At 59.3% G+C, this 23,389-nt stretch carries 16 protein-coding genes and 1 pseudogene; 7 read left to right on the forward strand and 10 right to left on the reverse strand.

What is annotated here, in order from left to right:
• Window positions 1-15: 15 nt before the first annotated feature.
• Together ACUTJJ_RS00940 and ACUTJJ_RS00945 are read left to right on the forward strand one after the other, a co-directional pair.
• Window positions 16-1,068 (forward strand): SPFH domain-containing protein, encoded by a 1,053-nt coding sequence (locus tag ACUTJJ_RS00940; RefSeq protein ID WP_144576696.1) that lies wholly within the window; start codon window positions 16-18, stop codon window positions 1,066-1,068.
• A 2-nt stretch (window positions 1,069-1,070) separates the two neighbouring features.
• Complete coding sequence (locus ACUTJJ_RS00945; protein ID WP_445541005.1) at window positions 1,071-1,535, forward strand: NfeD family protein; 465 nt, start codon at window positions 1,071-1,073, stop codon at window positions 1,533-1,535.
• A gap of 71 nt (window positions 1,536-1,606) precedes the next feature.
• On the opposite strand, the gene ACUTJJ_RS00950 is transcribed toward ACUTJJ_RS00945, so the two are convergent.
• Window positions 1,607-2,602: a KpsF/GutQ family sugar-phosphate isomerase gene (locus tag ACUTJJ_RS00950; RefSeq protein WP_209091076.1), complete on the reverse strand. Its 996-nt coding sequence runs from the start codon at window positions 2,600-2,602 to the stop codon at window positions 1,607-1,609.
• A 110-nt stretch (window positions 2,603-2,712) separates the two neighbouring features.
• Entirely contained in the window at window positions 2,713-3,078 is a 366-nt protein-coding gene (locus ACUTJJ_RS00955) for a PAS domain-containing protein (RefSeq protein ID WP_445541006.1), read from the reverse strand.
• A gap of 412 nt (window positions 3,079-3,490) precedes the next feature.
• Here ACUTJJ_RS00955 and uppP point away from each other — a divergent pair, with 412 nt between their 5' ends.
• Window positions 3,491-4,984: a polysaccharide biosynthesis protein UppP gene (uppP, locus tag ACUTJJ_RS00960; RefSeq protein ID WP_445541007.1), complete on the forward strand. Its 1,494-nt coding sequence runs from the start codon at window positions 3,491-3,493 to the stop codon at window positions 4,982-4,984.
• Window positions 4,985-5,038: 54 nt separating this feature from the next.
• Here the strand turns inward: uppP and galU are convergent, their stop codons facing one another.
• The gene (gene galU, locus ACUTJJ_RS00965; RefSeq protein ID WP_063950337.1) at window positions 5,039-5,926 is read right to left on the reverse strand and encodes a UTP--glucose-1-phosphate uridylyltransferase GalU; all 888 of its coding nucleotides are present in this window, start codon (window positions 5,924-5,926) and stop codon (window positions 5,039-5,041) included.
• 195 nt (window positions 5,927-6,121) lie between these two features.
• On the opposite strand from galU, the gene ACUTJJ_RS00970 reads away from it, so the two are divergent.
• From ACUTJJ_RS00970 to ACUTJJ_RS00980, 3 genes and pseudogenes are all read left to right on the forward strand, one after another.
• On the forward strand, window positions 6,122-7,345 hold the full coding sequence (locus ACUTJJ_RS00970; RefSeq protein ID WP_063950336.1) for a lytic murein transglycosylase: 1,224 nt from the start codon (window positions 6,122-6,124) through the stop codon (window positions 7,343-7,345).
• A gap of 66 nt (window positions 7,346-7,411) precedes the next feature.
• Window positions 7,412-8,647: an SGNH/GDSL hydrolase family protein gene (locus ACUTJJ_RS00975; protein WP_445541008.1), complete on the forward strand. Its 1,236-nt coding sequence runs from the start codon at window positions 7,412-7,414 to the stop codon at window positions 8,645-8,647.
• Window positions 8,648-8,891: 244 nt separating this feature from the next.
• Window positions 8,892-9,002: pseudogene (locus ACUTJJ_RS00980) on the forward strand (DNA-binding response regulator); the annotation flags it as partial.
• Between the two features lie 182 nt (window positions 9,003-9,184).
• On the opposite strand, the gene ACUTJJ_RS00985 reads toward ACUTJJ_RS00980, so the two are convergent.
• Both ACUTJJ_RS00985 and gltB read right to left on the reverse strand, forming a co-directional pair.
• A complete protein-coding gene (locus ACUTJJ_RS00985; protein ID WP_445541009.1) occupies window positions 9,185-10,639 on the reverse strand; it encodes a glutamate synthase subunit beta in 1,455 nt (484 codons plus the stop codon).
• Window positions 10,640-10,811: 172 nt separating this feature from the next.
• Window positions 10,812-15,479: a glutamate synthase large subunit gene (gene gltB / locus ACUTJJ_RS00990; protein WP_236734446.1), complete on the reverse strand. Its 4,668-nt coding sequence runs from the start codon at window positions 15,477-15,479 to the stop codon at window positions 10,812-10,814.
• 447 nt (window positions 15,480-15,926) lie between these two features.
• On the opposite strand from gltB, the gene ACUTJJ_RS00995 reads away from it, so the two are divergent.
• Window positions 15,927-16,979, forward strand: coding sequence for a threonine aldolase family protein (locus ACUTJJ_RS00995; protein ID WP_063950331.1), 1,053 nt, complete (start codon window positions 15,927-15,929; stop codon window positions 16,977-16,979).
• A gap of 30 nt (window positions 16,980-17,009) precedes the next feature.
• Here the strand turns inward: ACUTJJ_RS00995 and ACUTJJ_RS01000 are convergent, their stop codons facing one another.
• The 5 genes from ACUTJJ_RS01000 to ACUTJJ_RS01020 are packed head-to-tail and all read right to left on the reverse strand — an operon-like array spanning window position 17,010 to window position 23,383.
• Window positions 17,010-17,699, reverse strand: a complete 690-nt coding sequence (locus ACUTJJ_RS01000) for a response regulator transcription factor (protein WP_063950330.1) — start codon at window positions 17,697-17,699, stop codon at window positions 17,010-17,012.
• Between the two features lie 57 nt (window positions 17,700-17,756).
• Complete coding sequence (locus ACUTJJ_RS01005; protein WP_445541010.1) at window positions 17,757-20,459, reverse strand: DUF4118 domain-containing protein; 2,703 nt, start codon at window positions 20,457-20,459, stop codon at window positions 17,757-17,759.
• A 54-nt stretch (window positions 20,460-20,513) separates the two neighbouring features.
• Window positions 20,514-21,080 carry a potassium-transporting ATPase subunit KdpC gene (kdpC, locus tag ACUTJJ_RS01010; RefSeq protein WP_445541011.1) on the reverse strand — a complete coding sequence of 189 codons (567 nt, stop codon included), beginning with the start codon at window positions 21,078-21,080 and terminating at the stop codon, window positions 20,514-20,516.
• Between the two features lie 12 nt (window positions 21,081-21,092).
• Window positions 21,093-23,177, reverse strand: coding sequence for a potassium-transporting ATPase subunit KdpB (kdpB, locus tag ACUTJJ_RS01015; protein ID WP_445541012.1), 2,085 nt, complete (start codon window positions 23,175-23,177; stop codon window positions 21,093-21,095).
• 44 nt (window positions 23,178-23,221) lie between these two features.
• Window positions 23,222-23,383, reverse strand: coding sequence for a hypothetical protein (locus tag ACUTJJ_RS01020; protein ID WP_404494886.1), 162 nt, complete (start codon window positions 23,381-23,383; stop codon window positions 23,222-23,224).
• Window positions 23,384-23,389 lie beyond the last annotated feature (6 nt).

The following is a 23,389-nucleotide window of genomic DNA, read 5'->3' on the forward strand; positions in this document are numbered from 1 at the left end:
CGGAGGAGGAAAGTGATGATTGCATTGGGCGGTTTCGACATCGTCGTCATAGCGGCGGTTGTTCTGGTTATTCTGGTGCTGTTTGCCGGCATCAAGACCGTGCCGCAGGGGCATCGTTACACCGTTGAACGCTTCGGTCGCTACACGCGCACGCTTGAGCCCGGCCTCAATCTCATCGTACCGTTTTTTGAAAGCATCGGTTCGAAGATGAATGTCATGGAGCAGGTTCTCCATATCCCGACACAGGAAGTCATCACCCGTGACAATGCCAGTGTTTCTGCCGATGCTGTCACCTTCTATCAGGTATTGAACGCCGCGCAGGCCGCTTACCAGATCTCCAATCTGGAAATGGCGATCGAAAACCTGACAATGACCAATATCCGCTCGGTGATGGGCTCGATGGACCTCGACGAGTTGCTGTCGAACCGTGATGCCATCAATGATCGGCTGCTGCGTGTCGTCGATGAGGCGGTTGGGCCATGGGGTATCAAGGTCACCCGCATCGAGATCAAGGACATCGCGCCGCCGAAGGACCTCGTTGATTCCATGGCGCGACAGATGAAGGCAGAGCGCGAGAAGCGCGCGCAGGTGCTGGAAGCGGAAGGCGCCCGCAACGCGCAAATTCTTCGCGCAGAAGGTGCAAAACAGTCTGCTATTCTGGAGGCGGAAGGCCAGCGCGAAGCAGCGTTCCGCGATGCCGAAGCCCGAGAGCGCCTGGCCGAGGCCGAAGCTAACGCCACCCGCATGGTCTCGGAAGCCATCGCCGCCGGTAATGTCCATGCCATCAACTATTTCGTCGCCCAGAAATACACCGAAGCGCTGGCCGAGATCGGCACTGCGAAGAATTCCAAGATCGTGCTAATGCCGATGGAAGCCTCGGCGCTGATCGGCTCGCTCGGCGGCATCGGCACGATTGCGAAAGAAGTGTTCGGTAACAACGGCGATTCGCCGAGCACGCCCACCGCAGCCCCTGCATCGTCCCGCTCCGTGCCACCAACCCGGGCTTCCGGCCAGAGCATCAATGTCGCTATCCCGGGTAATCCCTTCGGCTCTTCATCGGAGAAATAACGATGCTGCAACAGCTTGCGATAGAGCTGGGCCCCTGGAGCTGGTGGATCGTCGGCTTCGCGCTGCTGGCAGCAGAGCTCATCGCCCCGGGCGTCTTTCTGATCTGGATTGGACTAGCCGCTCTGGTGATCGGCGCGTTGTCGCTGGTCCTTTGGGATGTCACTGTGTGGGCCTGGCAGTTGCAGCTGGTGCTGTTTGCAGCACTCTCCGTCATTTTTGCCCTGCTTGGCCGGAAATATTTCGGCCGGAGCCGCGATACAAGCGACGAGCCATTCCTCAACCAGCGCGAAGCGAGTCTTGTCGGCCGCACTGCCACCTTGCAGGAGCCGATCGTTGAGGGTCGCGGACGCATCAGACTTGATGATACCTGGTGGCCGGTGAATGGCGAAAACCTGCCAGCTGGAACCCGCGTCAGGATTGCGTCGGCTCGCGGGCGCACACTGACGATCGAGCCGATCGACCGATAAGTCCGGCACCCGGTCGGCAGCATCGACGATGGACTTCCGGACGGCGATCGATGCAGCTGTCAGCAAAATTATTAAGCGACGCCGATCCGCAGGAGATCGTGGAAATGCACCAGTCCAATCGGCCGATTGTCGTCGTCAACGACGATGAGGGCGCCGATGTGGAATTTTTCCAGCGTCGCCAGCGCACTGGTGGCCAACACCGACTTTTTGACCGTTTTCGGGCTGCGGGTCATGATATCGTCGACAACCAGTTCGGCGAGGTTACGTGACAGGTTGCGCGCCATATCGCCCTCGGTGATGATGCCGCACAGACGCCCCTCCTCATCCAGAACGCCGACGCAGCCAAAATGCTTGCGCGAGAGAACGCCAACCGCTTCCGGCATCGCCGTTCCCTTTCCGACCAATGGCAGGCGATCGCCGGTATGCATGATATCGGCGACCAGCGTCAGGCTGGCACCCAGCTTGCCGCCGGGATGAAACACCTTGAAGTCACCCGCAGTGAAATTGCGCGCTTCCAGCAGAGCCACGGCAAGAGCATCACCCAGCGCGAGCTGCATCAATGTGGACGTGGTTGGCGCAAGTCCAAGCGGACAGGCCTCCTGCTCATTGGGAACGAGCAGCACGATATCGGAGGCTTGCGCCAGCGATGATTTTTCCGAACAGGTGAGCGCAATCAGCGGAATGGAAAACCGGCGCGAGTAATTGATGATGCTGCGCAGTTCCGCACTTTCGCCACCTTTGGAAATAGCCAGCACCACATCGTCGCCGCCGATCATACCAAGATCGCCGTGATTGGCTTCCGCCGCATGGACAAAAAAGGCGGGCGTGCCTGTGGAGGCAAACGTCGCGGCAAGCTTTGCGCCAATATGGCCGCTTTTGCCAACTCCGGTGATGATGAGGCGACCATTGGATTCGCCGATGGTCTCGATCGCTTTGCAGAAGGGCTCGGAGAGGCCGTTCTTAAGGGCATCCTCAAGGGCGGCAAGGCCAGCCCGCTCCATCGAGATCGTCCGCAGGGCGGATTCAATGGCGTTGTCTTCAACCAGTTTGACGGCGCGCGTAATCATGCCCGACTGTTACTCTTTAAGCCGGAATAAGTCCACTCTTCGCCCCGCGCGCCGCATTTTAGAACGCGTCTCGGGGCAAGTATTCAACAGTTTCGGTAGCGCTCGTTCCCTTAGTGATGCCGCTCCGGGGGTGATATCTCCTCCATCGTCCCGAGCCGCTTGAAAGGAATGTTGTCTTCATCGACCAGATATCGTCCAAGCGTCCTTACCCACGAAACAGACCCATCGGTGCGGCGCACCGCATATTCCTGATCATAAAAACTCGCATTCTTCAACGTTGTCAGCGCCGTTTCGATCACCCGGTTCCGGTGATCGAGGTCCACTTTCTCCAGCACCTGAAAAATGCTGATGCCAAGCATCCCCTGTTTTACGGGAATTCCGAAGAGTTCAGCGCAGATCGCGTCCAGATAGAAACGGTCATTGGTGATATCCCAACAATAAAAACCAACTTGCCTGATGTTCAAAACGGACTTCATGAAACGACGTTGTCACACAAAATAAATTCAATACGATTTTTGACCGCTTTAAAATCGATCATCGTAATCATACGGCAAACCCGTGCCAAAATGAAACGTTTTAATCTTCGCATATTAGAAATATTTAGCAATTTTGGTGCGGACCTCGCGGCGATCATCGTCCATCTTTCGATCGGCAGGCTTGCGAGAAAATCGGCTCGCTTTTCGCCCCTGCCGGATGGATGAAAATTCAGTGATCTTTATCAACTGTTAACCATAAAAAACCTATTGTTAAAGCGATGTTAAAACTTGCGTCGCCTGTCTGGTCACTGGTTTCTTCACGTCATGTCATCGGCCTGTCTCCCGTCAGGTCTGGTGAGATGCCCTGTTTACCTTTGATCTGACGTCGGCCGGATCCGCCGGGTGAGAAGGAATGAATGTGAAGGGCACCGCCACACGTCTGCCGACGTCGCGGAAAGCAGCGACCCTGCTGCTCGCCTGTACTTTTGTTTGCCCGCTGGAGAGCGCTTTGGCGCAGACGGCGACACCTGCTGGTCCAACGCTGCGGCAGGCGACGTCTTCCGATAATGCAACGGCCTCGCCAATGCCAAGCGCAGTTGACGCGGCGGCCACTGGCGCAGTCCAGCTGACGCCGACGCCCTCGCCCCCACCCCAGCTCTGGCGCCCCTCGAACAATCCGGGCGACCCGATTTACGAGCAGCAGGACGAGGCGGGCCAGCCCTTTGCTGATGCGGAAAACCCCTACGAGCCGACGGTGGATGGCGGTGAAAACCCGCGCATTCCCGCCGTGCCAGGACAAACGCCGGGAATTCGCGTCGGAACATTCGTGCTTCGGCCAGCAATCAGTCAGACGATCAACACGGAAAGGCAGACCAATACGGGCGGCCCTTCCAGACGCAATTATCTGACGACGGGCATACGCGGCACGCTCACCAGCGACTGGTCCCGGCACGCGCTTACGGTCACGGGCGACGGTGCCTGGGAAAGAAACTTCGGCAGCGACAAGGATGGCGAAGAACCTCGGGCGAAGATCGATGCGGATCTGCGTCTGGACCTCGGCGGACAGACGACCGCTAATCTCAAGGCCGGCTATGAATTCAGCCGCGAGGACACGACGGACCCGAATGCCCTGACAGGGGCCGCCGTCCAAGGCGGCGAGCACCGCTTCACGACGGGAGCATCGATCGAGCGGGATTTCGGCAAGCTTCGCGGTCTCGCGGCGCTCGATCTTTCTCGTACCGTCTACACGGATGCAAAAGGCATAGACGGCCGCCCGATCAGCCTCAACGACCGTGACCAGAATGGCGCCAATCTGCGCGGTCGTATCGGCTATGAACTGTCGCCGGCGCTCATCCCCTTCCTTGAACTGAACGTGGGGACGACGAAATACGATAGGCGCCTCGACAATTCCGGCTATGCCCGTTCTTCCAATTCCTATGGTGCAAAAGTGGGTGCCGAGGTCGATTTGGGCGAGAAAACGCGGGGCGAAGCCGCCATCGGTTATCTGCGCAAGCAATATGATGATGACCGCCTCGATGCGATCGACGCCCTGACGCTGGATGGCACTCTCAACTGGTCACCCCAGCGCGGGACAAACGTCAATCTCGGTTTGCGCACGACGATCGAGGATTTTGCCGGCGGCCCTCAGGGTGGCTGGGTGTCCTATCGGCTTGATGCCGGCCTGACCCACGAGCTGCGCAACAACCTCGTCGCGCGGCTGACCGGGCAGGTGGTTCATCGCAAATTCCGTGCTTCCGAGGATGCCGTGGAATATACCGCCGGGGCCGGCCTGACTTGGGGTATCAACCGTTACCTCGACCTTACCGCTGATGTCAGCTACCAGTGGACCCCTGTCTATGACAGCAACGATCTGCGTGTCGGCGCCGGTCTGGTGCTCAAACGATAATTCCAGAAAAAGAAATCCCGGCGCGAAGGCCGGGATTGTCTTGGCTCTTATGGACTATTTCAGACCGTCGATCAGGGCCTTGATCGGCTCTTCTATTGTGGGCCTGATGTCACCGCGTTCCAGGGCAAAGGCGACGTTGGCGAGGATAAAGCCATCTTTGGCGCCACAGTCGAAGGTCTGGCCGCGGAAATGGTAGCCTGCGAACTCCTGCGACTTGGCGAGCGTCAGCATGCCGTCGGTGAGCTGGATTTCGTTACCTGCGCCACGTTCCTGATTTTCAAGAATGTCGAAAATCTCCGGCTGAAGAATATAGCGGCCGTTGATATAGAAATTTGACGGCGCTGTCCCCTTCGCAGGCTTTTCGACCATTTCGGTGATTTTGAAGCCTTCGCCGACGGTCTCGCCAACACCGACGATGCCATATTTATGGGTCTGGTCAGGCGCACACTCCTGCACCGCGATCACGTTGCCCTGGGTCTGCTCGTAAAGCTCGACCATGCCCTTCAGGCAGCTTTTCTGCGAATGCATGATCATGTCAGGCAGGAGCACGGCAAACGGCTCGTCGCCAACGATATCGCGCGCGCACCATACAGCGTGGCCAAGACCGAGCGGCACCTGCTGGCGCGTAAAGCTCGCCGTGCCGGCCTTCGGCAGTAGACCAGCCAGTAATGTCAGCTCGGCATTCTTGTTGCGCTCGCGCAGCATCTGTTCGAGCTCAAACTGGATGTCGAAATAATCCTCGATCACCGCCTTGCCGCGGCCGGTAACGAATACAAAATGCTCGATGCCTGCTTCCGCCGCCTCATCAACGACGTACTGGATAACGGGCTTGTCGACGACGGTGAGCATTTCTTTCGGAACTGCCTTGGTGGCAGGCAGAAAACGCGTGCCGAGACCTGCGACCGGGAATACGGCCTTCCGAATTTTCTTATGTTCTACCACGTATCCCTCCTGAGAGATAAAACTTGATCACAATCCCCGCACGCTGTTGTTATTTCAAAAACAACAACGTTTTGTAAAGGGTGACGCTACCATCTATTAATGGTAAAGAATTTGTTGACGATCTTTTGTTATCCATGACGACGCCCGATGCGTTTTCGCAATCGAAATGACATTCGAGAGAACGAAAGACAGACGATGACAAAGATGATCCTTTCAGATGTCCGCAAATTCGGCTGCATGGTGTTTGCCGGCCTGGCAATCTCGCTGGCGCCTGTCGCGGCCAAAGCCGATCAGGGATTCCGTCAGTGGATCAACCAGTTCTATGCAACAGCCGCGAAAGAAGGCATTAGCAAGGCGACCTATCAGAAGGCCTTTGCCGGCGTCAGCGAGCCGGATCCCGACGCGCTTCGCAAGGCAACCTTCCAGCCGGAATTCACCACGCAGATCTGGGATTATCTTGACTCACGCGTCAATCCGTACACGGTGCGGATCGGCCGCGAGATGAAGATGAAACACGCGGCGACGCTTAACTGGATCGAGCGCAACTTCAACGTCGACAAACACATCATCCTTGCCATCTGGTCGATGGAGTCCAACTACGGCGCTGTTCTCGAAAAGCCGGAGCGGCTGCACAACATCCCGCAGGCGCTTGCAACGCTCGCCTATTCCGATCCCAAGCGCGCCAAATTCGCGCGCACCCAGCTGATCGCTGCGCTCAAGATTCTTCAGGCTGGCGATGTCACGCCCAAGCAATTGACGGGTTCGTGGGCTGGAGCAATGGGTCACACCCAGTTCATTCCCACAAGCTACCTGCTCTATGCGGTTGATGCTGACGGTAATGGCAAGCGTGATATCTGGCATTCCGTGCCGGACGCGCTGGCGACGGCCGCCAACCTCCTTGCAAAGAACGGCTGGGAGCCGGGCCGCACCTGGGGTTACGAGACGGCGGTCCCGCGGGGCGGCGCCCGTTATGAAGGGCAGACGAAAACCATTGCAGAGTGGGCAAAACTTGGCTTCACCAGGCCGAACGGCAAAAGCTTCACGCGTGGTACGGACCGCGCGATGCTGAAACTGCAGGGCGGTGCCAACGGTCCGGGTTTCCTGATGATGAAGAACTTCTTCACCATCAAAAAATACAACGCATCCGACAGCTACGCTCTGGCCGTGGGCCTGCTGGCTGACGAGATTGCCGGTTATGGCGGCATGCAGCAGAAGTGGCCACGCCCGGATGGCACGCTGGATATCAGAGAAAAATTCGAGCTTCAGACCCGCATGAAGGAACTCGGCTATTATGATGGCGAAGTCGACGGAAACTTCGGCTCCGGCTCGAAAGCCGCCATCAGCGCTATCCAGTCGCGTATGGGTATGGAAACCGATGGCCAGCCGTCGCAGCGTCTGCTGAGGGCGCTGCGCAACTGATAATGTCCCGGCACATTCGGCGGCACCCAAAAATCCGCCGCCGAAATATCCGGAAGGGTTGATGTGATGAGTGCGAAACCTGCGGCAAACTATGGAAGAAGCGGCTGGCGTTTCTGCGCTGTCCTTCTTTGCACCGTGCTTGCGCTGCCGCTTGCTCCCGCCGAAAGCATCGCGCAGGAGCAGCGGCGCACCCTGTTTGAGATGCTGTTCGGCAAGCCGGTGGGCCGCGACGGCGGGTCAGACCGCGAATACCAGCGCCGCAGCCGCCGCGATTTTCCATCTGCCCCGCCAACGAGATCGGTCACCCGGCCGCAACCGACCAAGAAAACACCGTCGGTTGTGCAGATGCGCACCGCAAAGCCGGAGCCTGCCGCCAAGCTTGAAAATGCGCGGCGCGTATTGGTCATCGGCGACTTCCTTGCCGGTGGCATGGGAGAAGAGCTGGTCAACGCGTTCGCCAACTCGCCGGCGATTGTCGTCGATGTGCGCGCCAACGGCTCTTCAGGTCTTGTTCGCACCGATTATTACGACTGGTTCAAGACCCTTCCGCAATTCATTACCGAGACGAATCCGGCAACCATCGTCATCATGATGGGGTCCAACGATCGCCAGCAGATGCAGATCGGCGATAGCAAGGAAAAATTCGGTACCGAAGTCTGGTTCAAGGAATATGAACGACGCATCGACGAACTGCTGACACTCGCAGGACGTCCAAAGGTTCCTGTGCTTTGGGTCGGCCTGCCCGCCTTCCAGTCGCCGTCGCTCTCCGCTGATCTGGTCGGCTTCAACCGGCTCTATCGCAACCACGTTGAAAAATATGGCGGGGAATTCGTTGACGTCTGGGATGGCTTCGTGGATGAGGCAGGAAAATTCGTCGTCACCGGCTATGACATGAATGGTCAGCAAGCCCGCCTTCGTGAAGCTGATGGTATTGGCATGACACAGGCCGGCAAACGCAAGCTTGCCTTTTATGTCGAAAAGTTCGTGCGCCGTCACCTTGATGGCGCGGGCCCTGATCTGGTCAAACTCGACGGCAGCAATCTGCCAGCCCTCACCTCCCTGCCCGCACTCGGCATCGATGCCGGCCAAGTGCGTACCCAGCCGATCAGCCTCACCGATCCTGCTCTTGATGGGGGCGACAAATTGCTTGGCGATGTCCCTCCCTCTCCCACTCCGGCTCGCGTTTCCGTCGTGGAATCGCCACGCGAGAGGCTGACCAAACGCGGCGAGATGGCCGATGCGCCTGCAGGCCGCATCGATGACTATCGCGTGGTCACAGACACCACACAAGCGAAACAGTAAGCGCCATTTCCATCGAGCCGAGCCTCACCGGCGTAATGTTGAGGCAACCCATCAATGACAGTCTTGACTAAGCTTTGCAGGAATGCTGGGTGATCGTCTATTAATTGCGATCATACTTTCTGCCTGGCGATATTTATTTCAAGCTAACGCGTCTGATGCACTGAGCATCGATGACGCAGTCCTTCTTATTTTGCGCGCGTGCCATTCCCCCGAGAAGTCACGCCTGTTAATGCCGAGATCGTTCATGCGCCTGCTTCTTGTAGAAGACGAACGCGAAATGGCGGCAGCGCTGTCAGCTGCGCTCCATCGGTTCGATATTATCGTTGATTCCGTCGGCACGCTCGATCTTGCCCGCTTGAACTCAATCTATTTCAGGAAATCGTCCGTTATCACAACGGCGAGATCAGCATCAGCGATTCCTCCACCGGCGGCGCCTGCTTCCGCATCACGCTTCCCTTTTGCTGATCGCACGGCAATCAAACGAAAAAGCCTGTCGCTTCTGCAACAGGCCTTTCCATCTTTATCGATTCCGCCGGCTTAGCGCGGCAGAACCGTGGCGCCCATCAGCGCCTCATCGATCGCGCGGGCGGCCTGCCGGCCTTCGCGGATTGCCCAGACCACAAGGGACTGACCACGGCGAACGTCGCCCGCAGCCCAGAGCTTCTCGACCGACGTCCTGTAATCCGTCTCGTTGGCGACCACATTGGTGGAACCACGCCGGTCCGTGTTGAGCGTCAACTTGCCTTCCATTTCCTTCAGCACGCTATCCGTGAAGGGACCGGAAAAACCAATGGCGATGAAGGCGAGATCGGCTTTGATAATGAATTCGGTACCGGCGATTGGCTTGCGGCGTTCATCCACCTGACAGCACTTCACACCGGTCAGAACGCCGTCTTCGCCGACGAATTCCAGTGTGGCGACCTGGAACTCGCGCACCGCGCCTTCCGCCTGCGACGAGGACGTGCGCATCTTGGTCGCCCAGAAGGGCCAAACCGCAAGCTTGTCTTCCTTTTCCGGCGGCATCGGGCGGATGTCGAGCTGTGTGACCTTCACCGCGCCCTGGCGGAACGCCGTACCCACGCAGTCTGACGCGGTATCACCGCCGCCGACGACGACAACATGCTTGCCACCGGCGAGGATAGGATCGGCCGGCCAGCCGATGCTATCGATGTTTTCACGGCCAACGCGACGGTTCTGCTGCACGAGATATGGCATGGCATCGTGCACTCCATGCAGGTCCGCCCCGCCGATGCCGGCTGGACGCGGGGTTTCAGAGCCGCCGCAGTAAAGAACCGCGTCATGGTCGGCCAGAAGCGACTGAACGGTCACGTCGACGCCGACATTAACACCGCAATGGAAGGTAACGCCTTCGCCCTTGATCTGCTCGACCCGCCGATCAATGAAGTTCTTTTCCATCTTGAAATCAGGGATACCGTAACGAAGCAGGCCGCCGGGCTTTGATTCCCGCTCATAGACATGCACCTCGTGACCGGCGCGGCCAAGCTGCTGTGCCGCCGCCATGCCCGAAGGGCCGGAGCCGATGATGGCGACCTTTTTGCCGGTATGGATCGTCGCCGGCTTCGGCACGATGAAGCCCAGTTCATAAGCCTTGTCGGCGATGGCCTGCTCGACCGTCTTGATGGCGACCGGCGTGTCTTCGAGGTTCAGCGTGCAGGCTTCCTCGCAGGGCGCTGGGCAGACGCGGCCGGTGAATTCAGGGAAGTTGTTGGTGGAATGGAGGTTGCGGATCGCCTCCTCCCAGTTGTTATTGTAAACAAGATCGTTCCAGTCCGGGATCTGGTTGTGCACGGGACAGCCGGTCGGGCCATGGCAATAGGGAATGCCGCAATCCATGCAGCGCGCCGCCTGCTTCTGCACCTCGGCATCCGACATCGGAATGGTGAATTCGCGGAAATGGCGGATACGATCCGATGCAGGCTGATACTTGCCCACCTGCCGGTCGATCTCGAGAAAACCTGTAACCTTGCCCACGTTTATGTCCTCACATCAAAGCGGAGCGCCTGTCGGGCCCCAGTACCAAGTGGCGAAACCTAAAGCCGCCCCCAGCACGATGAATTCAAATCCGGTCTCGCCGCTCGAGCGCTAGATCGCCGTGGGAACGGCGACCGCGAGACCAGCTGGTGTAGTGTCCTCACGCGGCGGATTACTCCGCCGCCACGCCCATGCGCATGCGCTCCATTTCCTCAAGCGCACGACGGTATTCAACCGGCATGACCTTGCGGAATTTCGGACGGAACTCGCTCCAGCGATCGAGTATATCCTTGGCACGCGACGAATTCGTGTAGTGGAAGTGGTTTGAGATCAGCTGGTAAAGGCGCTCCTCGTCGTGACGCGTCATGTCCTCGGAGACGTCAACGCGTCCCTTGTGCATGAGATCGCCGCCGTGATGATGCAGCTTTTCCAGCATGTCGTCTTCTTCCGGAACCGGCTCCAGCTCGACCATGGCCATGTTGCAACGGGTGGCAAAGTCGCCCTTTTCATCGAGAACGTAAGCCACGCCACCGGACATGCCGGCCGCGAAGTTACGGCCCGTTTCCCCGAGAACCACCACGATACCGCCAGTCATATATTCGCAGCCGTGGTCGCCCACGCCTTCGACAACAGCGACCGCACCGGAGTTGCGCACGGCGAAGCGCTCGCCTGCCACGCCACGGAAATAGCACTCGCCGGTGATCGCACCATAGAGAACCGTGTTGCCCACGATGATCGAGTTTTCCGCGACGATCCGGGTATTTTCCGGTGGGCGCACGATGATGCGGCCACCTGACAGACCCTTGCCGACATAGTCGTTGCCATCCCCTACGAGATCGAAGGTGATGCCGCGGGCAAGGAACGCGCCGAAGGACTGACCCGCCGTGCCGCGCAACGTCACGTGGATCGTGTCGTCCTTCAGACCCTTATGGCCCCAGCGCTTCGCCAACGCCCCCGACAGCATGGCGCCGGCCGACCGGTCGACGTTCTTGATCGGCACTTCGAAAACCACAGGCTCGCGGTTTTCGAGCGATGGCTGCGACTTCTCGATCAGCTTTCGGTCGAGAATGTCGTCGATCGGGTGCTTCTGGCGTTCGGTCCAGAAGGTCGCTTCCTTCGGGGCCTCGACCTTGTGGAAGATGCGGCTGAAATCCAGCCCCTTAGCCTTCCAGTGCGCCAGCATCTCATCCTTCTCAAGCAGTTCGGAAGCGCCGATGATCTCGTCCAGCTTGGTTACGCCAAGCGAAGCAAGGATTTCGCGCACTTCTTCGGCCACGAAGAAGAAGTAGTTGATGACGTGTTCCGGCGTGCCCTTGAAGCGCTTGCGCAGGACCGGGTCCTGAGTAGCGACGCCCACTGGGCACGTATTGAGGTGGCATTTGCGCATCATGATGCAGCCCGCCGCAATCAGCGGCGCGGTGGCAAAACCGAATTCATCCGCACCGAGCAGCGCGCCGATGATGACGTCGCGGCCGGTCTTCAGACCGCCATCCACCTGCAGGGCAACGCGCGAGCGAAGACCGTTCAGCACCAGCGTCTGCTGGGTTTCGGCAAGGCCGATTTCCCACGGGGAGCCCGCGTGCTTAAGCGACGTCAGCGGCGATGCACCGGTACCGCCATCGAAACCGGAGACGGTGATATGATCGGCGCGGGCCTTGGCCACACCGGCCGCAACCGTTCCAACGCCCACTTCCGATACCAGCTTAACCGAAACATCGGCTTCCGGATTGACGTTCTTGAGGTCGTAGATCAGCTGCGCCAGATCTTCGATCGAGTAGATATCGTGGTGCGGCGGCGGCGAGATCAGGCCGACGCCCGGGGTGGAATGACGGGTCTTGGCAACCGTCGCATCCACCTTGTGGCCAGGCAGCTGTCCGCCTTCGCCGGGCTTTGCACCCTGCGCGACCTTGATCTGCAGCATATCGGCATTGACGAGATATTCCGTCGTCACGCCGAAACGACCGGACGCGATCTGCTTGATGGCCGAGCGTTCCGGGTTCGGCTTGCCATTGAGCAGCGGTAGGTAACGGTCGGATTCTTCGCCGCCCTCACCGGTGTTGGACTTGCCGCCGATCTGGTTCATGGCGATAGCAAGCGTCGTATGCGCCTCGCGGCTGATCGAGCCGAAGGACATGGCGCCCGTCGAGAAGCGCTTTACGATGTCAGCCGCAGGCTCGACCTCATCAATGGACACAGGCTTGCGGCCGAGCGCTTCCGCCGACTTGATGTTGAACAGGCCGCGGATGGTGTTCATGCGCAGTGCCGTCTCATTCACCATGGCGGCGAATTCGCGGTAGCGATCCTGGCTGTTGCCACGAACCGCATGCTGCAGCGAAGCGACGGCATCCGGAGTCCAGGCGTGGCTTTCGCCGCGCATGCGATAAGCATATTCGCCGCCGATATCGAGCGTGTTCGCGAGGATCGGGTCCTTGCCGAATGCTGCGGTATGGCGCGCCACGGTTTCCTCGGCGATCTCCGTCAGACCAACGCCCTCGATCGAGGTCGCAGTGCCGAAGAAATACTTCTCGACGAATTCCGAAGAGAGGCCGATGGCGTCGAAGATCTGCGCGCCGCAATAGGACTGGTAGGTCGAAATCCCCATTTTGGACATGACCTTGAGGATGCCTTTGCCCACCGCCTTGATGTAGCGATAGACCACTTCGTCATCGGAGACTTCCTTCGGGAAAGCGCCGTGCTTGTGCATGTCGAGCAGCGTATCGAAGGCGAGGTAGGGGTTGATCGCCTCCGCGCCATAACCGGCAAGCAGGCAGAAATGGTGGACTTCGCGCGGCTCACCGGTTTCCACGACGAGACCGACCGAGGTGCGCAGGCCCTTGCGGATCAGATGATGATGCACGGCGGCCGTCGCCAGCAGCGCCGGGATCGCAATGCGATCCGGTCCAAGCTGACGGTCGGAGAGAACGATGATGTTGTAACCGCCGCGAACAGCCGATTCCGCGCGCTCGCACAGGCGTTCGAGCATTTCAGGCATGCCCTCGGCACCGCGCTCCACATCATAGGTGAAGTCGAGCGTCTTGGTGTCGAAGCGGTCCTCCGTGTGGCCGATGGAGCGGATCTTTTCCAGGTCGCCATTGGTCAGGATCGGCTGGCGCACTTCCAGACGCTTAGCGCGGGCGGCACCTTCGTGGTCGAGAATGTTCGGCCGCGGACCAATAAAGGACACGAGGCTCATGACGAGCTCTTCGCGGATCGGATCGATCGGCGGGTTCGTCACCTGGGCGAAGTTCTGCTTGAAATAGGTGTAGAGCAGCTTCGACTTTTCCGACATGGCCGAAATCGGCGTATCGGTGCCCATGGAGCCAATGGCTTCCTGACCCGTCGTCGCCATCGGCGACATCAGAAGCTTCGTATCTTCGCTGGTGTAACCGAAGGCCTGCTGGCGGTCGAGCAGCGACACGTCGCGGCGCAACGCGCGCGGTTCAACCGGCTTCAGCTCTTCGAGAATGAGCTGCGTGCGGTCGAGCCAGGTGCGGTAAGGATGCTTCGCGGCAAGCTCGTGCTTCACTTCCTCGTCGGAAACGATCGAACCCTTTTCCATATCGATCAGCAGCATCTTGCCGGGCTGCAGACGCCACTTCTTGACAATCCGCTCCTCAGGGACCGGCAGGGTGCCTGCCTCGGATGCCATGATGATACGGTCGTCATCGGTGACGAGGTAACGCGCCGGGCGCAGGCCGTTGCGGTCGAGCGTCGCGCCAATCTGCTTGCCATCGGTAAAGGCAACGGCAGCAGGACCGTCCCACGGCTCCATCAGGGCTGCATGATATTCGTAGAACGCCTTGCGTTCGGCAGACATGGACTGGTTGCCAGCCCAGGCTTCAGGGATCAGCATCATCACGGCATGGGCCATGGAATAACCACCGCGCACAAGGAACTCGAGCGCGTTATCGAAGCAGGCCGTATCCGACTGGCCTTCATAAGAAATCGGCCAGAGCTTGGAAATGTCATCGCCGAACAGCGCCGACGAAACGGAAGCCTGACGCGCCGCCATCCAATTGACGTTACCGCGCAGCGTGTTGATTTCGCCATTATGGGCGACCATGCGATAGGGGTGCGCCAGTTTCCAGGACGGAAAGGTGTTGGTCGAGAAACGCTGATGCACGAGCGCCACGGCCGATTCGAAACGCGGATCGGCCAGGTCCTTGTAATAGGCGCCAACCTGATAGGCGAGGAACATGCCCTTGTAGACGATGGTCGAGGAGGAGAGGGAAACGGGATAGAAATCCTGCGTTTCCTTGCCGCCGCCCTCGTCATAGATGCGGTTGGAGAGGACCTTGCGGATCAGGAACAGCTTGCGCTCGAAATCGGCATTGGTCGCGGCGTCGCGCCCAGCACCGATGAAAACCTGAACATGGTGCGGCTCGGTGGCAGCAATATCCGGCGCCTTTGACAGCGAGGAATTATCGACCGGTACGTCACGGAAACCAAGGAACTGCTGCCCCTCTTCGCCGATCACGTCGACAATCACCTTCTTGTAGTGCTCGATGCGCGCGGGATCACGCGGCATGAAGATGTGACCGACGGCGTATTCCCCTGCCTTCGGCAAGGTCACGCCCTGGCCCGCCATCTCTTCGCGGAAGAAACGGTCCGGAATCTGCACCAGAATGCCCGCGCCATCGCCCATCAGCGGGTCGGCGCCGACAGCGCCGCGGTGGGTCAGGTTTTCGAGGATGAAGAGGCCATCCTTGACGATCTGGTGCGACTTCTGGCCCTTCATATGCGCAACGAAGCCGACGCCGCAGGCGTCATGCTCGTTGGCCGGATCGTAAAGACCCTGCTTTTCCGGCAAACCACCCGCGAAACGCGCTTTCGCAGACATGGGCGCAGCGGCGGCCACGGAGGGACAGTCGTTGGTCAGGATTGCGGCGGCGCTTGCGGCCTGCTGCTCGATTTTCATTTTTGTCCCTCCTGCAAAATCACTTGCACGGTTTCATGCGAAGATCCGGCACCTTAGGGATTTTGCTTACCGCAAACACCATCTGGACCGGCTGGATCAAATTTAGGACAGCAAGACTGTCTCAATTCCTGGTGATTTTGGCAGAATTGGTCGCCTTTAGCAAGTGTCCGAATCCAATTAGCGGGTACCCTGGCATTCAGCGAAGTTTCGATACTGACCTATTGCGTGAAACATTGTTACCTGGAATACCTTCTTGCCATTGCTTTCATTGCCGGATTTGCCAATCGCGGTCAGAGGTCATAGAACTTTTTCTGAGCATAGCCTCACACGTCCAGACACAGACCCTCAGCCATCGGAAAGCCTTCGCAGATGTTTTTTGCTTCAGATAATTGGGCTGGCGCCCACCCGGCCGTCAATGAGCGACTGTCTCGGGAATCGACACGTTTTGCCGCCGCCTATGGCACCAGCGAACTCGATCTCTCGATCGAAAGGCGCTTCAACGAAATCTTCGAACGCGAGGTTGCGGTGTTTTTTGTCGCGACCGGTACGGCGGCCAATTCTCTGTCGCTCGCCAGCATCGCCCGCGCCGGCGGCTTGACGTTCTGCCATTCGGAAGCCCATGTAATCGAGGATGAATGCGGCGCGCCGGATTTCTTTTCCGGCATGCGCATGGTCGCTGTTGAGGGGCCGAATGGTAAGATGTTGCCGGAAAACCTGATCGAGCGCATTGCCCGATATCCGCAGGATGCCGTTCACCACGGCCGCGCCGCCGCCATCACCATGACGCAGGCGACCGAAGCGGGCACCGTCTACACGCTCGACGAAATAGACGCCATTTCCAAGATCGCCAAGGAAAACGGCCTGCCATTGCACATGGACGGCGCGCGGTTTGCCAATGCACTTACCGCTTTGGGTACCACGCCGGCCGAAATGACCTGGAAACGCGGCGTTGACGTGCTGTCCTTTGGCGGCACGAAGAATGGCTGCTGGTGCGCGGAAGCAATCGTCTTTTTCGATCCCTCGCTCGCGCGGGATTTCTCGTTCCTGCGCAAACGCACGGCCCAGCTGTTTTCGAAGTCACGTTTCATCGCCGCGCAGTTTGAAGCTTATCTGCAGGACGACCTCTGGCTCGGTCTTGCAAGCCACGCCAACACCATGGCCAACCGGCTGCGCGCTGGCTTTGGCTCTCTGAACAGCGCGCGTCTCGCCTGGCCGACTCAGGCCAACGAGGTTTTCGCCATTCTTCCGAAAGCAGCCGCTGAAGCCGCAACTGAAAAAGGCGCGAAATTCTATGACTGGCTGGAGCCGCGTGACATGCCGGAAAAGGTCAGCAAGGACGAAGTCCTGATACGCATGGTGACGAGCTTTGCGACGACAGAAGCTGATGTGGACGAATTCCTGTCCATCTGCGCTGCCGTCTAAGACGTAGGAGGGCGTTGCTGTGCGACGCCCTCAAACCTCCTGCAACCGGTAGCCGACCCCGGTTTCCGTCAGGATATAGCGCGGCTGATCCGGAATTTTTTCGATCTTCTGGCGTAGCTGTCGGACATAGACCCGCAGATATTGCACGTCGGTCAATTCGTCCCACACATGTTCAAGCAGAAATCGGTGGGTCAGGACCTTTCCCGCGTGCTGGACGAGGACCCGCAGGATGTCATATTCCTTCGGCGAGAGTTTCACCTCCCGGCCCTCAACCTTCACAATGCGTCTCACCAGATCAACCGAAAGATCACCGGTCTGAAAAACAGGTTTCTCCCCCTGGCTTTGCAAACGATGACGCAGGGCAACCCGGATGCGGGCGACGAGTTCGTTCATGCCGAAAGGTTTGGAAACATAGTCATCGGCACCCAACTCCAGGGCCCGGACGATACCCGCCTCGTCCGTGCGACTGGAAAGAATGATGACAGGCAGGGCAAGCCCCTCGCGACGCCATTTCGCAAGGAGATCGTGGCCCGACATATCCGGCAGGCCGAGGTCGAGAACGATCAGATCGGGCTTGTCCTGCTCCACCAGTTGCATGGCCACCTTCGCATTCATCGCCTCGCTCACCGCGTAATCCTGGCTCGACAGGCCCACGCGCAATAGCTTGCGAATGGGCGGTTCATCGTCGACGATCAAAATACGAACGGCGGAATTAGTCATTCCGATCTCCTTCAGCGGCCGGATGCGGCATCACCGTTTCTTATCAGCAATCGCGCCTTAATCATGGTCTATCATCGGGGCATCTGGAGGAACCGGCAGACTGACCGTAAACTGAGCGCCCGCCCGACCCGATCTGTTTTCCGCCCTTATCGAGCCGCCCATGGCCTCGATAAACCCCTTGCAGATGGAGAGGCCAAGCCCGGTTCCCGCCTGCACGTGATCCGTCTTCCGTACCCGGTAAAAACTGTCAAACACCCGCTCCAGATCGGCAGGCGGAATGCCCGGTCCGGCATCGGCGACAGCGAGGAAGATCGTTTTCCCCTGCCGCCAGCTGCGGATTTCGATTTGTGTATTTTCGGGCGCATATTTGGCGGCATTGTCGATAAGATTGAACAGCACCTGCTCGAACAGCACAGGATCGACTTTCAGCATCGGCAAGTCGGAGGGAATATCCAGAACAATTTCATGCCTCACGATAATTTTCGCCGCACGGGAAATTGCGGTGCCAACCATATCGCCGACAAAGTGCAAACCAAAATTCGGCTCCATCGCACCGGAACCGATCCGGGTCATGTCGAGAAGGTTGGAGATGAACCGGTTGAGCCGCTCGGATTCTTCGATGATCGTCGAGAGTAGCTCCCCGCGCGCGTCCGGCGGGATATCGTCGGCGAAATCCTTCAGCGTTCCGGCCGAGCCGAGGATTGCCGCGAGCGGCGTTTTGAGGTCGTGGGAAATGGAGGTCAGGAGTGCGGTGCGCAGCCGGTCGGTCTCCGCCGCTAACCTTGCCCGATCCACATCGGACACAAGTTGTATCCGCTCGATGGCGAGTGCCGCCTGATCGGCCAAGGCATCAAACAGCCGTTGCTGCTCAGGCGTCAGCAGCGGTCCGACGCGGTCATCGTCCAGCCCCACCACACCGACCGCACCGCTGCCGGTCCGCAATGGGAGATAAAGCCGTTTTGCGCCAGGCAGTGTGTCAGCCCCGCGGCCCGCGGCCTTGTTATGCTCCCAGGCCCACTGCGCGGCGGCAATATCGGCATCGACAAGTGTATCATCGGGTGGGTAGCCGGCCTTGACCGCGATCGTGTTGTTTTCCGGCAGAAGCAGAATGATGCGCACCTTCAGCATCGAGGCCATCTGGAACGCTGCGGCCCAAAGGACGTCGTCCAACGTGGCCGTTACCGAAAGCTTCTTCGAAAACAGATACAGGTCTTCGGTGGTCCTGGCCCTCGCTCGCGCGGCGGCGGCCTGTCGCTGTACCGCTGCGGTGAGGTTCGAGGCGACCAGCGCCACACCGAAATAAAACAGCAGCGCCACGACGCTTTCGGGATCGCGAACGGTGAGCGTGTAACGCGGTTCGAGAAAAAAGAAATTGAAGGAAAAAGCGCCGAGAAGGGAGGCGTATATGGCGGGTCCCAAGCCACCGCGGACGGCAGCCGCCAGCACCGCCATAAGGAATACCAGCGCCAGATTTCTCACATCGAGCGTCTGGTCGAGAACGATGCCTGCGACAATTGCCAAACCGACGAACAGCGTACTTGTCAGATATGGCCAGAGCGAGCGGTGCAATGGCGGCGACGCCGCCTTGGCGGCCTGCGCCGGCTTTTCGGTGGACTTATCGCCGGAAATCACATGCACGCTGATATCGCCCGCATGGTCGATCAGATCATGTGTCAGCGAACGCTGGAATAGTCGCTGCCACCACGATTTTCGCGGGCGACCGATGATGATGTGAGTGAAATTATTGGCATTGGCGTAAGACAGGATCTCGCGGGTCAGATCAAGGGCCGGCAACGTCACCGTCTCGCCGCCAAGCTGCTGCGCAAGGCGCATGGTGGAAGCCAACCGATCCTTATCGGCATCAGACATCTGCTGGGAGCGCGGCGTATCGAGGTGCAGAGCCGTCCAAGGCGCCCGCAGGCGATCCGCCTGCCTTCGGGCATATCGCACCAGCCCCGGGCCGTTGCCGCCGTGATCCAGGCAAACGAGGACCCTGTCTCCCGCCGCCCAGGGGCCGGAGATGGCATGGGACTGCATATGGTTGAGCAATTGCTCATCCACTCGCTGCGCGGTGCGCCGCAGCGCCAGTTCGCGCAACGCCGTCAGGTTGCCGCGTGAGAAATAATTTTCGATGGCCCTGCGCGCTGTACGCGGCAGATAGACCTTGCCATCCTGCAAACGCTTGATCAGATCGTCAGGCGTGATGTCGATGATTTCGACATCGTCCGCCCGGTCGATGATGCTGTCGGGCACGGTTTCACGAACACGGATGCGGGTGATCTGCGCGACGATGTCGTTCAGGCTTTCAACATGCTGGATATTCAGCGTTGTGTAGACATCTATCCCCTGCGCCAGAATCTCCTGAACATCCAAGTAGCGCTTTGGATGACGGCTGCCAGTCGCATTGGTGTGGGCCAGTTCATCGACCAGAACAAGGGAGGGCCTGCGGGCAAGGATGGCATCCAGATCCATCTCCTCCAGTACCTGTCCGCGATATTCAATACGCCTGCGCGGAACAACGGACAGCCCGTCGACCAGAGCCTCGGTGTCTTTACGACCGTGGGTTTCGACGACACCGATGATCGTGTCGACGCCGTCCGCAAGCTTCGCCCGGCCGGACATCAACATCTCATAGGTCTTGCCGACGCCAGGTGCTGCGCCCAGAAAAATCTTCAGCCGGCCTCGCGCTTCACGCCTGGCGCTCTCCAGAAGCGCATCGGGCGACGGTCGGCTCGGGATATTGCTGATATCGTCAGGCATTTAACCACCAGTGGTCGAGGCTATGGCTTGCGGACAAGCCATAGCCATTTCAATTCATGAGCCGGCTGCGTCAAGCTCCATATTCAGCGCGAGCACATTCACCACGGGCTCTCCCACGAAACCAAGCTCCGGCCCTTCGACATGACGCTCGACGATCGCCCGCAGGGCTGCCTCATCCACCCCCCTCGCCTTTGCAACCCGGGGAATCTGGAAATAGGCAGCCTCTGGTGAAACATGCGGATCAAGGCCGCTGCCCGACGCCGTCACCAGATCGGCCGGAACCTCGGCCGCCGGGTTTTCAGCTTTTGCGGCCTCATAATCTTTCTTCACCCTGTCGATGAGTTTGCCGCTCGTCGGACCGAGGTTGGAGCCGGATGAAGACGCGGCATTGTAGCCATCACCCGCAGCCGATGGCCTGCCATGGAAATATTTCTCACTGGCAAAGGCCTGCCCGATCAATTGCGAACCCACAACCGCACCATTCTTTTCGATTAGGCTGCCATTGGCCTGAAAGGGGAAGATCGCCTGAGCGAGACCCGTCATGCCCAGAGGATAGGCCAGGCCGGTGATGACGGTGGTGGCGAGGATGAGCACCAGTGCGGGACGAAGCTGCTTGAACATTGTCTTTACTCCTCAGGCGAGACCGAGCGCCGTGACGGCGAGGTCGATGAGCTTGATGCCGATGAAGGGGACGATGATGCCGCCAAGCCCGTAGATGACCAGATTGCGCGACAGGAGTGCGCCTGCGCCGATCGGACGGTATTTGACACCCTTCAAGGATAGCGGGATGAGCGCGATGATGATCAGCGCGTTGAAGATGATGGCCGACAGAATGGCGCTTTGCGGCGTCGAAAGCCCCATCACGTTGAGCACGCCAAGCTGCGGATAAAGCACCAGAAACATCGCCGGGATGATGGCGAAATATTTGGCGATATCGTTGGCAATGGAGAAGGTCGTGAGAGCGCCGCGCGTCATCAGCAACTGCTTGCCGATTTCAACGATCTCGATGAGCTTGGTCGGATCGCTGTCGAGATCGACCATATTGCCCGCTTCACGCGCCGCCACCGTGCCAGTGTTCATGGCAACCCCGACATCTGCCTGCGCCAGCGCCGGCGCATCATTGGTGCCGTCGCCGCACATGGCCACCAGCTTGCCCTTGGCCTGTTCCTCGCGGATGAGGTCCAGCTTGTTTTCCGGTGTCGCCTGGGCGAGGAAATCATCGACACCGGCTTCCGCTGCGATGGCGGCAGCCGTCATCGGATTGTCGCCAGTGATCATGACCGTGCGGATGCCCATGCGGCGAAGCTCCGCGAAACGCTCGCGAATGCCACCCTTGACGATATCCTTCAGTTGCACGACGCCGAGCAGCTTGCCGTCGCGCACCACGGCAAGCGGCGTGCCGCCGGCCTTGGCGATGTCTTCTGCTATTGCGCGGATAGCCCGCGTAGCATCCGTTTCGGTTTTGGGGGCAAGCGCCACATTGCCATGTTGCAGAGCGCCGCCATCGACATAGGCAAGAACCGCATCAACCGCACCCTTTCGAATGGAGGCACCTTCGAAATCCACGCCGCTCATGCGGGTCTGGGCGGTGAAGGGCACGAAGCTGGCGTGCAGCTTCTGCATGTCACGGGCACGGATACCGTATTTTTCCTTGGCCAGCACCACGATGGAGCGGCCTTCCGGGGTTTCGTCAGCGAGCGAGGCGAGCTGCGCCGCATCGGCAAGCTCCTGTTCGGAAACGCCGGGGATGGGGCGAAACTCGGTCGCCTGCCGGTTGCCAAGCGTGATGGTGCCGGTCTTGTCGAGCAGCAGCGTATCGACGTCACCCGCCGCCTCGACGGCACGGCCGGACATGGCGAGCACGTTAAAACGCACCAGACGGTCCATGCCGGCAATGCCGATGGCCGACAGAAGCGCACCGATGGTGGTCGGAATGAGCGTCACGAAGAGCGCCACCAGCACGATGATCGGGATGGAGCCGCCGGCATAGGCCGCGAAACTCGGTATGGTCGCGGTGGCCAGAACGAAGATCAGCGTCATGCCCGCAAGCAGGATGTTGAGCGCGATCTCGTTCGGTGTCTTCTGGCGCTCGGCGCCTTCGACCAGCGAAATCATCCGGTCGAGGAAGGTAGAGCCGGCAGCAGCAGTGATGCGAACGCGGATCCAGTCCGACAACACCTGCGTGCCGCCGGTAACCGCTGAACGATCGCCGCCGGATTCGCGGATGACGGGTGCGGATTCGCCCGTGATGGCGGCCTCATTGACGGAAGCAACGCCTTCAATGACCTCGCCGTCGGACGGGATGATATCGCCTGCCTCGACGAGTACGACATCGTTCACCTTCAGACTGGTGCCGGCCACCATCGTGTACTGGCTGCGGTCGTCACCGCTCAGCAGCTTCGCCTGGGTTTCGGTCCGCGTCCGGCGCAGCGAATCCGCCTGCGCCTTACCGCGCCCTTCGGCGACGGCTTCAGCAAAATTGGCAAATAGCACCGTGAACCAGAGCCAGAGATTGATCTGGAAGGAAAAGGCGAGATTGGCGCCGCCGGTGATGAGATCGCGGACAAACAGCACCGTCGTCAGCACCGACACCGTCGCCACCACGAACATGACCGGGTTGCGCGCAAGCGTGCGCGGATTGAGTTTTTTGAATGCGTCGGCAATGGCCGGCACGAGAATGCGAGAATCAAGGATGCTCGCTTGTTTGGACTGGCTCATGAAGAGGCTCCAGCGTTTGAAACAGGGCGACCGATGAGGGTCGATCAGCCCGTGATAACTTCGAGCGCGACAACGGCGGCGAACAGAGCCGCCATCATCGCAAGAATGAGATTGGAGGCGCACCAGCCGCCCGGCGTGGCGCTCCCTTTAACGGGAGCGCCTTTGCGAGCGGAGACGCGGTCACGTGGGGACATGTCGTCAGTCATGGCATC

This window comes from Agrobacterium sp. DKPNP3 (assembly GCF_052686535.1).